Genomic DNA, 13,661 nt, shown 5'->3' on the forward strand with positions numbered 1-13,661 from the left:
TGTGAATATCATTTATAGTAGTGTAATTCTTACCCAATCTATCCACATTTCACCAGGTAAGTCCTCATCATGGATTTTGCCTGGCCAAGTGCTGTTTCCGTTCAGTTCTCCTCCCAATGAGAAGTTCAGTATGATGTCGTACATATAGTCACAGAATGGATATTGCATTTGTTCCTTTGGCAGATACTGGTTGGCGTATCTCCAAGTCTCTTTTCCGTCAATGTAGAAGATGACAGCATCTTCGGTACGCTCGGCGGCATAGATATGATAGTCGGTTACATCGAAGTTGGTAGGTCGGTCAGGATTGGTCATGCCAGAAGAATCTTGTTCGCCATTGATAAAGTACGTGTGTACGGTCTGATAAATATCCATCGGTGTACCTTGCACCCATTCCATTAAGTCTACTTCACCTCCGCGTGGCCATTGCGGTGCGTTAATGGGCATTTGCCAAATGGCGGGGAATCCACCTCTTATTCTTTTGGCCAGTTTTGCCTTTACTTCTAGGCGGGTACCGCAAGGGAAGCCTATCCGGGTACGTATGCCTCCATTCTTATAGGTGCCGTTCTCTTTTGAGGCTTTTAGTTTCAGCACTCCGTCCTCTACTCGCACGTTCTCGTAACCATCGACGTGCTTAAAGTGTTGCGCCCACGCGTTGTTGCCATACTGGCAGAGTCTCCAGACAGTTGTATCGGGGATGGCGGCTTCTTGTTCGAATTCGTCTGTGAAGATGATTTTCTCATCACTTGTGGGTTCATGGTTGTTGTGTATAGGAGAAACGATGCTTAATACTATTCCCAAAGATAGTTGCAATATGATAGACATAATTCTGCTGTTTTTTAGTTGATACGACAGGATATAAGAAAGGCTGCCTCAAAAAAAGAAATCGAGATGTTCTGTTTTTCTATTTTGACACAGCCTTTTGTGGATGAAAGCTTTATGGTCTTTCATCGTTTTATGGAATGATACCTATTGTGTGCTTATTTCCATTCATCATGCTGTATGAGCAGGCTGTTTGTATCTATTTCGCCTTGTGGAATGGGCCATACGGTATCTTGTGCACCGCGTACCTGACGGTCATAGCATCCGAATCCATAGAACTCCTTATCATGTTGCATGCGCTTGATGCTATTCTCCCAGTCGTTCCAGCGGTAGAGGTCGGCAAAACGCAAGTCTTCGAAAGCCAGCTCCACGCGACGTTCGTGGCGTACAATGGCTCTTAGCTGATCGGTGGTCAGGTTGTTACCTTCAGCTTCTTCTACTGACGGCATTCCTACACGAGCACGTACTTCGTTGATGTATGGGGTCACTTCGCTTTGCGGCATCCCTTTTTCTATTTTGGCTTCAGCCATAGAGAGCAGTACTTCTGCATAACGCACAATGTAAAAATCCAAGCTACCGTCGTATTCGTTGGCTGTATTTTCGGGAGTGTACCATTTTAGAATACAAGCCGTAGAGGTGGCGGGCAGGTTGTTAGTGAACTTTTTACCGTTCCACTCCATACCCGGTAGGAATAGGGTAGCTTTCATGCGTGGGTCGCGGTTTTCGTAACGTGCATAGTCTGGTTTATCTTTAGTATGTCCACCTTTTTCCAGACTACCCTTAAATAAAGGAGATTTGTCGATGGGAAGTCCGTCTATGCAATAGAAATCATCGCACAGGTTCATGGAAGCTTCGATGGCGTTCATGGGTGCTCCCCAGCATACACCGAATGTATTTCCTTCTTTTAGTCCGGGACCTCTATAATGTACGCTAAGTAATACTTCGTCACAAGTTTCGTTGGCTTCGGTGAACAAGTTTCTGAAGTTGGCTTCGTAGTTTGAACCGTCACCCGATTTGAACAGCTGTACTTTACCTATTACTTGGTCATAAGCTTCAATGGCATCGTCCCATTTTTGGTTGAAAAGTGCCATACGTCCCATGATAGCATATCCGGCCTCACGGGTCATTCTGCCAACTTCTTCCGAACCTTTGCTTGGTAGATTGGGAAGATTGGCCTTCAGGTCATTTAATACACTTTGGGCGATGTTGGCCTTCAGTTCTTTAGGTGCTTCGGGATTTTCCAATGTAAGGGGTTCGGTCAGATAAGGAACATCCCTGAATACTGATGTCAGGTTACAATAGCCTAAAGCGCGCAAGGCAATGGCTTCGGCTTTGATTATGTTCCTTTTCTTTTCGTCCATGGTAATCCCATCTATTTTGGATATCAGCAAGTTGCAACGCTTAATAAGTTCGTAGTTGGCGTTCCAGTACATAGAGAATTGTTCGTCGGTTGTGGCTGATGTCCCTTTGGATATGGTACTTCCTAACATCCAATCACCCCAAGTGTGGTCTCCATTGTCGGTACAAGTCTCACGTACCAAGAAACCAAAACACCATCCGTCTACGTTGTCGTTGTAGAAATTGCCTGATTGTAAGGCATCGTAGCAGGCGGCTAAAGCCATTACAGCATCATTTTCTGTCTGCCAAAATGAGTTGTTTGATACTTGATTAGGATTGTCTAAGTCGAGAAAACTGTCTGAACAAGAGGTAGAAGCCAGTATCAGACCTGATAACAATATTCCTTTATATATATATTTAAGTTTCATAATGTCCGTTATTTTTAGGTTAGAAAGTTACATTTACACCAAATGAGAATGTTTTCGAGTTGGGATAGTTGTCGTTTCTGTTATCTCCAGCGCCTTTTTCCGGATCCCAGTTGTTGAGTTTGGTAAAGGTCAGCAGGTTGGTGCCGGTGAAGTAGAGACGGAGTTTGGAAACGCCAATGCGGGGCAGTTCTCCGAATGTGTAGCCGAATTCCAAATTCTTTAGACGCAGGTAACTTGCGTTTTCCAGCCAGAAGGAAGAGTCTTGGTCATTGATGGTGTTGCCCAGTGCTGGCATGGAGCCGTTGGGGTTGTTCTCAGACCAGCGATCCAACCATCTGTCTGTAAAGTTACCGCGGATATCTGTTGTCGTTTCCCAGTTGTAGCGGTAGATACCTGCTACACCTTGCCAGAATGTAGATATGTCGAAACCTTTCCAGCCTGCGCCCAACGTGAAACCGTAGGTGTATTTGGGGAACGGGTTACCGATGATGGTTCGGTCTTCGGGAGTGATATTGTCATCGTCGTTCAGGTTGGCATACATGATGTCGCCCAGTTTGGGCATCACGCCGTGCTGTTTGATGACCTCGCCTTTGGAGTTAGTGCGGTTCAGGTCAGCTTCGGTACGGTAGATACCGATTGCTTTGTAGGCATAGAACGCGCCGATGGGCTCGCCCACACGGTTGATGGTTCTTCCGCTGATACGTTCGTCCAAACCACCCATGTAAAGAATCTTGTTTTTCACGTGCGAGATGTTGAAGCCTGCATACCAAGTCCAGTTCCCGTGGCTGTCGTTGTAGTTCACGTTCCATTCCCAACCTCTGTTGCGTACTGTACCTACGTTTTGGTAGGGAGCGCCCAACGAACCTAAGAAGATGTTAGGCATGGCCAATTGCATCAGGATATCCGAGGTCTTCTTGTCGAACCACTCGAAAGTAGTTTGAATCTTGTTATTGAAGAAACCTAAATCGATTGCAGCGTTGATAGTGCGGGTTGTTTCCCATTTGATGTTCTCATTAGGGATGGAGGTCTGTACCATACCAGTGGTTGGGTCGCCACCTTGGTTGAAGTAGTAGTTACCAGATGCCCCCAAGCTGGCCAAATAAGCGTAGCTACCGATTTCCTGATTACCCAACTTACCCCAAGAGAAGCGTAACTTACCAAATAACCATTGGTAGTCGCTCATGAATTCTTCATTGGTGAATACCCATCCAGCAGACACCGATGGGAATGTAGCGTATCTGTTACTTTTGGGCATACGTGAAGAACCATCGTGACGCACATTCAATTCCAGCAGATACTTGTCGGCATAGCTGTAGTTGATGCGGCCGAAGAATGATTGCAATCGGTATTCGTTGCTGTTCCCTGAAGCGGACGGGTTCTTGGAACCGCCATCCAACTCAAAAATGTTTTCAGTGGGGAAACCGTCTTTGCCTGCGGTGGTCGTGGAACGTGTAAAGCTGATGAGCGAGTGTCCCAGCAAGGCGTTAAAGCTATGTAGACCGAATTTTTTGGAATAAGTAAGGATATTCTCGTTCGTCCAAGTGGATTCTCTCCAGTAATAATCCTGTAAGTTATTGTTTTGTCCGGGGATCTTCAGTTCGTTGCCTTCTGCATCATAACGGCCTAGATCTTTGGGCTTGTAAGTCTTGATAGCATTCAAGTAGAATGCATATGCGAAACTGCTTTTAAAGCTCAATCCGTCAATGATATCGATACCTGCGTATGCTTTGCCGTTGAAACGCCAAGATTCGTCCTTGCGGTAACCTAGGTTCATATATTGTACAGGGTTCTTCATCATTTCATTGTCTTTCAGTGAACCATCGACAAAGCCATAGTGCCCGTTGGAGTATTGTACTGGCACAGTCGGCCTTGAGAACCACGACAAGTAACGCATCACACTGCTTTCGCCGCTCGGCGAAATATAAGCGGGCTGGTCGATATTGTTTTTGTTTCCAGATATGTTCAGACCGAAGTTGAAGCGGTTCAGTTTACTGTCTACGTTCGACCGGAAAGCAAATTTCTCCGCACTGGTCTTTTTCATGATACCTTCTTGGTTGGAGTAAGAAATCGAAGTCATGTAGTGCGTGTTCTCGTTTCCGCCCGATACAGAAAGGTGGTGTTGGTGCATACCGGCTACTCTGAATACTTCGTCCAACCAGTTGGTGTTAGCGTAATGGTCGGGGTCGGAGCCGTCTTGTAGTTTCTGCAAAGCAGTAGCGTCATAAGTACCGGGTTTGGTTTCGTTTTTCATCAACGCCCAGTTGTAAGCGTCCACATATGTAGGTAATATGGCTTTCTGGATAGTGTAGTTGCCCGAATAGTTAACGGTCACTTTTCCAGCCTTACCGCTCTTGGTAGTGATGAGGATGACACCGTTGGCGGCACGCACACCGTAAATGGCAGCCGAGGCGGCATCTTTCAGTACGGAGATGTTTTCGATATCGGCAGCAGGGATGTCACTCATTTGCGAGAGTGTTCCTTCCACGCCGTCAATCAGTACCATCGGATTGTTGTTACCAAACGTGCCGACACCGCGGACTCTGATTTCCATATCTTCCTTACCTGCCTGTCCACCATTCTGACTGATCATAAGACCTGGCATACGTCCTTGCAATAGGGAGGCTGTGTTGGATGTTGGAATGTCTTGAATGTCTTTGGCCGAAATGGCTGAAACAGAACCAGTCAAGTTTACTTTTTTTTGTGTGCCGTAACCTACTACTACTACTTCGTCGATCATTTTGCTATCTTCTTTCAGAGTAACATTTAATTGCATGTTGTCTTGGTTGATGACGAATTCCTGGGTTGCATATCCTATAAAGGAAATAACCACTGTAGAATTGGGAGTAACTGAAAGTGAGAAGTTACCGTCGATGTCGGTAATGATACCATTGTTAGTACCTTTTTCCAAAACGCTGGCACCTATGATACTTTCACCAGTGGCGTCTTTTACGATACCGGTTACGCGATAGTTTCCGGATTGTTGGGTACTTGCAAACAGATTCATCGGGGAGATGAAGAAGCAAAGCGCTAATAGTAATAATCCTAAGGCTTTGCTTTTGGTTAGAATTTTACTGTTCATAATATTGTTTTTAAGATTAAAATGAATTGTTCGTTGCAAAAGTATATTAATGAGCAAAATGAAAGGTCGAATAACTGCCAGAAAAGGATGAATGGCGTTTTTTTGACCTTTTCTGGCTGTTTTTCGACCTTTTTGATGCCACTTTGCAGTCTTGTATCATCCTTAGGATGAATCAGTACAAAGTGGTTATTGTATTAAAATGTAGCAATGATTATTCTTCGTTCGTTTTTTCTCCTTCGCTTTTCATGTCTTTGGGTGATATGCCGAATTTTTTGCGAAAGCAAAGACTGAAGTATTTTGGATCGTTGAATCCTACACTATAAGCTAGTTCCGATATTCTTATTTTCTTGTTTTCCTGTATAAGTCGGAAAGCAGCTTGTAAACGTACGTTCGATATGAATACGGCAGGAGTGACTCCGGCCAGTTGCTTCATTTTTTCGTTGAAGGTGGTACGTGCCATACCCATCTCGTTGGTGAAAGCTGTGGTATCGAACTGCTGGTCGTCCAGATGACTGTTTACAATATCCAGTGCTTTTTTCAGGAATTCTTCATCTTGTGGTGTATAATCGACTTCTTTAGCTTCGAATACCAGTTTCTTGCGTGCATCGTTGTTCTTACCTAATTCTTGTTTTTTAAGTAAGTTGTTTATTTTGGCAGTAAGTACTGATATCTTTAATGGTTTGCAGATATAACCGTCGGCACCGGCTTCATATCCTTCTACACGGTCGGCATCGCTGATGCGTGCAGTAATCAGGATGACGGGAATATGGGCTGTCTCGAATGTCGATTTTATTTGTTTGCACAGCTCTATACCGTTGATTTCGGGCATCATGATGTCGGTTACTACTAAGTCTATTTTTTCTTGTCCGATCATTTGCCATGCTTCCCGGCCATCTTTTGCTTCTGATATAAGGAAATGTGCCGACAATATCCTTGCCATACTTTTCCGCAGTTCTTCATTGTCTTCGGCCAATAGTACATGTATATTATGGTTGGGCGATGAAGGAATGTTATCTTCTCTATCAGCCAGAGTGTCTGCTTCTTCGTGATCAAGATTTTCGGTTTCGGCATCCAGATAGTTGTTTAGTGAATCGTCTACTTCTTCATTGCTGAAGACATTACGGCCGAAAGGAATTTCTACGGTGAATGTGGTACCTTCTTCCAAGGTGCTGGTTACGCGGATATCACCGTGATGCAGTTTGACCAAGTCTTTGGTAAGCGATAATCCAATTCCGGTACCTATAGTATGGAATTTACGGTACTCTCCTTCGTAAAAACGTTCGAAAAGGTGATTTATTTTCTCTGCGGGAATAGGTGTTCCCGGGTTGTTTATACTGAATGTATAACGCTGGTTGTTAGGATCAATACTTTGTCTTAGAGTGATTGTCCCTCCTTCGAGAGTGTATTTAGCCGCATTTGACAACAGGTTATAGAGAATCTTGTCAAGCTTGTCCGAATCGAAATAACCCGTACAGGGAGTGTCGAAGTTTTCTAATGCGATGTATAGCTTCTTTTTTCGGACGAGCGGAGTGAAAGCTATGACTGAACGTTTGATGAACAGGGTGATGTTGCCTTCGGATACACGCAGTTGTTGCTTGGCATTTTCTACTTTCCGGAACTCCAGAATTTGTTGTATAAGCCTGATGAGGCGCATGGAATTGTCAGATATACCTCTTAGCTGGCTTTTCATACGTGGATATTGCAAATTCAGTTCTTCTACCGAAGCCTGTATGACCGAAAGAGGAGTAAGCAATTCATGGGTAATATTGGTGAAGAATTGCAGTTTGGCATGGTTCACTTCTTCGAGTTTTTGTCGTTGTAATTTCCCCATTTCGATGGCACGTCTCATCAGCATACGTTTCCGTATTGTAATATAAAGGTATACAAATATGCCTATGGCCAGCAGAATGTACAGACAATAAGCCCACCAGGACAACCAGGGTGGAGGCAGAATAGTGATATGGATACTGCGTTCCTGATTCGACCAGTTCCCATTGGGATTAGCTCCTTTTACTTTGAATATATAGTCGCCGGCCGGTAAATTGTTGTAGTAGGCAAAATGACGGCGGGCATTGGTCGAAATCCATTTAGGGTCGTATCCTTCCAGTTGATATTTGTATTTGTTTAGTTGTGGATTGATATAACTCAGTATTGAAAAGTCGAGACTGAAATTGTTTTTATCGTAAGGTAGTACGATATGCGTGGCATAATCCAATGGGGCGTTGAGTATTTTTTCTACTTCTGCCTGAGGTAAATGCCGGATGGAGGTATTGTGTATTTGCAGGTCGGTAATAACAACTGGATAGGAAGTGTTGTCGTAGCTGATCTGATCCGGACGGAAGCTGTTCAGTCCTCGTGCACCTCCGAAGTATAAGGTGCCGTCTTCTTTCTTGAAACAGGCATTACGGTTGAATATATGGTCTTGTAATCCTTCCTCCATGGTATGGGTATGAATATGTGCAGCATCAATATGGTTAATATTAATGTGATACATTTTGGTATTGGTGGTCAGCCACAGTCCTTCTGAATTGTCTTCAATCATTGAAAACACGACATCGCCCGGTTCGAATTGTTCATTAAACACGGACAGGAAACGGTCAGTTTTCTCGTCATACAGATCAAGCCCGTTTCCATTAGTGCCTGCCCATATTTGGTTATGGCTGTCGACACACATAGTCATGGCACCTACTGATTGAGAGTTGTTATGCGAGGCGGCGTAAATTTTCCCACTGTATTTGTTTCCATCGTATGTCAGACGCCAAATGCCATTGTTGGGAGTCGCTATCCATATATTACAGTTTTTGTCTTCTACTATTTTGAAAACGGGAACTTGTGCCCACGCCTGTTTTTCGTTGGGGATTAGCATGTCTATGGTCCACATTTTTCCTTTAGGGTCGAGCATACACAGTCCGGTTCGTGTTCCAATCCAGAGGTTGCCTCGTTTGTCTTCCAATAACGAATAGATGCATACATCGGTCAGAGCAGGATGTGTTTGCGTATTGACTACTTTTGTCTCTTTATCGTTGTATAACCATATTCCGTCATCCCACGTTGCAAAGCAGAAGGTGCCGTCGGACAGACGGATTATATCGTTGACGGTCGATATATAGGGAAGATGACTGAATGCGGGATGTTGTTTGTAATGTATTACTTTTTGTTCGGCAACGTTGTATTCAATGAGTCCGTATCCCATAATTCCCATATAAATGGATTGTTCGCTTGCAGGAAAAGCACTGCGTACCGAACTGGTGGGAAAACGTTGTAGTAATGGAGCTATCGGGTCATAGTTGAACAGTTTTTTTCTGGTGTTTACAGTATAGACACCTCCTCCAAGCATACCAATCCACATGAGTCCGTCCCGGCTGTATAGTAAAGCATTGACTTCATTGAAAGGTAATGGATTTTTTCCTTTGTTGGGCAGATAGTTGCTGAATGTACCGTTTCCGTTTTCCGACTCAAGAATACTGAGTCCGCTACGTGCGCCAATCCATAATTTTCCGGTATTACGGTCTTGTGTGATTGTATATATGATATTATCGCACAGACTTTCTTCCCGGTTTTCTTCATGTTTGAAGTGTTTAAGAAGTTATCCATGTCGTATGGATTTTCCATTTTGATCAGGCCATGTCGCCATGTCCCTATCCATATATTACCTTTGTTGTCTTCGAATAAGGTATGTGCTGATTGTGACGGGTTGATGTTTCTGTAGGTATAGAATCGGTCGCTTTTCGGATCGTAACGAAGTAACCCTTGAGCCCACGTTCCTATCCATATGTTTCCGTTGGAGTCCTCAATGATGGATTTGACATCAAAATACGGACTATTTGTTTCTTGAATCTGTGAATCACATAATTCAAAAGTATTACTTCCTGCCCTTTTCCTGAAAATACCTTTATTGGCTCCTACCCATATTTCTCCTTTGCTGGTACATTCCAAGGCCTCAATATGGCTTACTTGGAGGAGGGGAGAGATGATCTTTTTAATATTCCCCTTTTGTTTGTCAAGTACGTACAAGCCGTTGTTTGTACCTATCCATAGCTTGTGGTTGTTGTCTTCGGATACAATGTTTACAAAGCCGTTTATATTGTGTGTGGGGTCGATACCATTAGGGCGATAGACTATATTAGAGTAGCCATCAAAGCGCAGTAAGCCGTTATAGGTTGAAATCCAGATGTAACCATCATTGTCCTGATATAAATTCCGCACTTCGTTGGTCGGTAAAGATGAGGAATTCAACGGGATGAATTGTAGATCGTTGGCATGCAGGTTGTAACGGATGTTTGCCAAAAGAATCAATAGTAGAAAAAGAAAGAGTTGTTTAGGTAAGGAAATGGTGTGTATCATAGCTATTGACTTTTTTTGTTCAGATATAAGGCCACGTTTGAATAGATGTATTTTCAAAGTATGGTGAACCTAAGAGGGAGGATTGCGCGTATACATGACTCAGTCATGCATACGTGCAATTCTTTTTATTTTATACGAGATTCTTTTAGAATAAGAATCTCAGTACGTCGTTGAAGTTAGCCCAAAGAAGCAGGGCAAAGAGCAAGAACATACCCACCATCTGTGCGTGTTCCATGAACTTGTCGCTCGGTTTACGGCGTGCAATAATCTCATAGAGCAGGAACAGAACGTGTCCACCATCTAAGGCTGGGATAGGCAGAATGTTCATAAAGGCCAGAATGATACTGAGGAAAGCTGTCATGTACCAGAACTGATGCCAATCCCATGTAGCGGGGAAGATACTGCCGATGGTTCCAAAGCCACCCAGTTGTTTGGCTCCTTCCTTAGAGAAGAGATACTTCATTTGGCCTACGTAGCCTTTCAGTGTGTTGATACCTAAAGCTACTCCGGCGGGGAATGAAGAGAAGAACGAGTATTCTTTCTGTACCACTGGCAACAGGCGTGCGGTACGCATTTCAGCCGTAATTCCGATTTCGTAAAGTGAATCGGTTGTCAGGCTGAGGGTATCAGTAACGCCGTTACGTACATAGGTCAGACGGATATCGTGTGAGGCTTGTCCGTCCTTTTGGCGATTCATCATTTCTTCCTTAAAGTCGAAATAGGCAATGTTTCGTCCGTCCAGTTGGGTGATGCTGTCGCCCGGTTGAAGTCCGGCCAGTGCGGCAGGACGCCCGGCTACGACACTGTCGATAACAAACGGATAGCGGAAGTCGGCAAAGCGTGTACTGTCGGCCAGCAGTCGGTCCATCAGGTTTTCGGGGATGTAGACGGATGCTTCTTTACCGTCGCGCAATACAGTCACCTGGCGAGCATCAACAATAGCGGTCAGCAGATCGCTACCCATACGCTCGAAGGGTACGCCGTCGGCTGAGATTAATACGTCACCGTCGCGGAAGCCTGCCTGATGCATCGTTTCGTTGAAGTCCATACCGAGCGGGGCTTTCTGTACAGGAATGTAAGAGTCACCCCAGGCAAAGAGTATCATGGAGTAGATGAACAGGGCCAGCAGGAAGTTGAACAACACACCTCCCACCATGATGAGCAGTCGTTGCCATGCCGGTTTGGCGCGAAACTCCCATGGCTGCATGGGTTGCTTCATCTGTTCGGTATCCATTGACTCGTCTATCATACCGGCTATCTTGACATAACCACCCAAAGGCAGCCAGCCGATACCGTATTCTGTTTCGCTGTTCTTAGGTTTGAACTTAAACAGCGTGAACCAGGGGTCGAAGAAGAGGCAGAACTTTTCCACTCGCGTCTTGAAGAGGCGGGCAAAGAGGAAGTGCCCCATTTCGTGTATGACGACGAGCAATGAAAGGCTCATAATCAGTTGCAGGGCACGAATCAAGAATGTTTCCATTATTTATCCAACTATTAAAATTCAACTATTAATTATTAATTTTCAATTATCCATTGATGAAGCTTTCGGCTACACGGCGCGCTTCGGCATCGGTGGCTACATAGTCTTCGTAGGTAGGTTTGCTGATGAAAGATACACGTTCCATGGTCTTTTCAATCACATCGCTCATGCCGAGGAAGGAGATGCGGTCGTGTAGGAAAGCGGCTACGCACACTTCGTTAGCTGCATTGACAATGCAGGGCATGTTTCCACCCCGGTGCAGGGCTTCGTAAGCCAAAGCCAAGTTACGGAAACGGGTGGTATCGGGTTGCTCGAAAGTCAGTTCCGTACATTTGGTGAAGTCCAGACGTGGGAACGAGGCGTGCAGACGGTCGGGATAGGAGAATGCGTACTGAATAGGCAGGCGCATGTCGGGCATACCGAGCTGTGCTTTTACGGCACCGTCTTCAAACTGTACCATGCTGTGAATGACCGATTGCGGATGTACAACTACTTCTATCTGATCCGGGCGTACGCCGAACAACCATTTGGCTTCTATTACTTCGAATCCTTTGTTCATCATCGAAGCGGAATCAATGGTAATCTTGGCGCCCATCTCCCAATTGGGATGATGCAGAGCCTGTTCTTTAGTCACGGTTTTCAGTTGCTCGTGAGTGAACGTGCGGAAGGGGCCTCCCGACGCGGTAAGAATGACTTTCTCGATAGCGTTTCCGTTTTCACCGGCCAGACACTGGAATACGGCAGAGTGTTCCGAGTCGACAGGAAGAATGGATGTGCGGTTCATGCGTGCCAGGTCGTTGATCAGTTCACCTGCTACGACGAGTGTCTCTTTGTTGGCCAAAGCGATGGTTTTACGGGCACGGATGGCGTTGATGGTAGGTTTCAGTCCGGCATAGCCCACCATCGCAGTCAGTACCATGTCAACGGGTTTTTCGGCAACAATCTGGCAAAGAGCCTCTTCGCCGGCATATACCTTGATAGGCAGGTCGGCCAGTGCTTCTTTCAGTCGCGGATATTTCGACTCGTTGGCTATGACTACGGCTTCGGGCATAAACTTGCGCGCCTGTGCGATGAGTTCCTCGACACGGTTGTTGGCCGTCAGTATGTAGGCCTCGTATTTGTCGGGGTGCTCTTCGATGACTTGCAGGGCTTGCGTCCCGATGGAGCCGGTAGAACCTAATATGGCAATCTGTTTCTTTATCATTTTCAGATTCGTTTTTTGAGTATTTCTCTATACTTATATATAATGTATATTTCAGTTGTTCGGTTTAGAATACAATGAATAATTCCGGGTCGGCGGCCCTGCCTCTGTGCCACAGCTCGAAGTGCAGATGTGGGCCAGTAGTCAATTGCCCGGTATTTCCTACCAGTGCAATGGCTTCGCCGCCTTTCACCTTATCGCCGCTTTTCTTGAGCAGCGAACCACAATGCTTATATATTGAAACGAACTCCTGGCTGTGTTGTATGGCTATCATGTACCCTGTTTCGGTGGTATAAGTGCTCAGTATGACCGTGCCGTCGAGGGTAGCCAAAACGCTTTCACCGGGATTGGCGGCAATGTCGGTGCCGAAGTGTTGCTGTTCGGCATCGAACTTGGCCGAAATCATACCACGGGTGGGGCGGTAGAAGATCAGTCCATCGGCTTCGGTGTGAGCGGTGATGTTGGTCAGGTTGTACTTTTCGGCCTCTTCATACTGTTTGCGGAAGTCGGTTTCGCGTTGGGTGCGTTCCATCAGCGAGTCCTCGCGGAGAATGGCCAGTGAGTCCATGGAACGTACGGTGTCGGCTTTGATTTTCCCCAGAAAGATGTCCTGGATGTTCATGATGTAGAGGTTCTGCTGGTTGACCAATAACTGTAGGGAGTCTACCCGCAAGGCGTTTTCTACGACCTGTGCACGGACCTCACTGTTCATATAACCAGGCAAATAGTTGCGCAGAGGTGTGGCAGCTATGATGAGGGCCGCAATCAGAAACAGGACAGTAAGTACGGAAAGCAGTACGGAGATGCCGTTCAGTTTGGACACGTGCAAGCCGAAGACCTCTTCCAGCGTATTTTCGTTGATGACGGTCAGTTTGTACTTGAATTTGATGTCCTTCCAAAAGGCTTTTCTTCGTTTCCTGTTTTTCTTTATCATGATTCGATCCTGTTTATTCAGTATTGTTTTTTTGTAAA

The 13,661-nt window shown here is 45.3% G+C and carries 8 protein-coding genes; all 8 read right to left on the bottom strand.

What is annotated here, in order from left to right:
- Positions 1 to 12: 12 nt before the first annotated feature.
- Positions 13 to 822 (bottom strand): glycoside hydrolase family 16 protein, encoded by an 810-nt coding sequence (locus Q3C19_RS09725; protein ID WP_302728987.1) that lies wholly within the window; start codon positions 820 to 822, stop codon positions 13 to 15.
- Positions 823 to 977: 155 nt separating this feature from the next.
- The gene (locus Q3C19_RS09730) at positions 978 to 2,585 is read right to left on the bottom strand and encodes a RagB/SusD family nutrient uptake outer membrane protein (RefSeq protein ID WP_302728989.1); all 1,608 of its coding nucleotides are present in this window, start codon (positions 2,583 to 2,585) and stop codon (positions 978 to 980) included.
- Between the two features lie 19 nt (positions 2,586 to 2,604).
- A complete protein-coding gene (locus Q3C19_RS09735) occupies positions 2,605 to 5,664 on the bottom strand; it encodes a TonB-dependent receptor (protein ID WP_302728991.1) in 3,060 nt (1,019 codons plus the stop codon).
- A gap of 211 nt (positions 5,665 to 5,875) precedes the next feature.
- Positions 5,876 to 9,001, bottom strand: a complete 3,126-nt coding sequence (locus tag Q3C19_RS09740) for a response regulator (protein ID WP_302728993.1) — start codon at positions 8,999 to 9,001, stop codon at positions 5,876 to 5,878.
- Positions 8,974 to 10,008, bottom strand: a complete 1,035-nt coding sequence (locus tag Q3C19_RS09745) for a two-component regulator propeller domain-containing protein (RefSeq protein ID WP_302728995.1) — start codon at positions 10,006 to 10,008, stop codon at positions 8,974 to 8,976. The genes Q3C19_RS09740 and Q3C19_RS09745 overlap by 28 nt, the downstream gene beginning before the upstream one ends.
- A gap of 145 nt (positions 10,009 to 10,153) precedes the next feature.
- Complete coding sequence (gene rseP / locus Q3C19_RS09750) at positions 10,154 to 11,488, bottom strand: RIP metalloprotease RseP (RefSeq protein ID WP_022164026.1); 1,335 nt, start codon at positions 11,486 to 11,488, stop codon at positions 10,154 to 10,156.
- Between the two features lie 46 nt (positions 11,489 to 11,534).
- Entirely contained in the window at positions 11,535 to 12,692 is a 1,158-nt protein-coding gene (locus Q3C19_RS09755; protein ID WP_277121380.1) for a 1-deoxy-D-xylulose-5-phosphate reductoisomerase, read from the bottom strand.
- Positions 12,693 to 12,756: 64 nt separating this feature from the next.
- The gene (locus Q3C19_RS09760; RefSeq protein ID WP_022164028.1) at positions 12,757 to 13,623 is read right to left on the bottom strand and encodes a M23 family metallopeptidase; all 867 of its coding nucleotides are present in this window, start codon (positions 13,621 to 13,623) and stop codon (positions 12,757 to 12,759) included.
- Positions 13,624 to 13,661 lie beyond the last annotated feature (38 nt).

This window comes from Bacteroides sp. ET489, from assembly GCF_030518095.1.
In the GTDB taxonomy this organism is placed as follows: domain Bacteria; phylum Bacteroidota; class Bacteroidia; order Bacteroidales; family Bacteroidaceae; genus Bacteroides; species Bacteroides ndongoniae.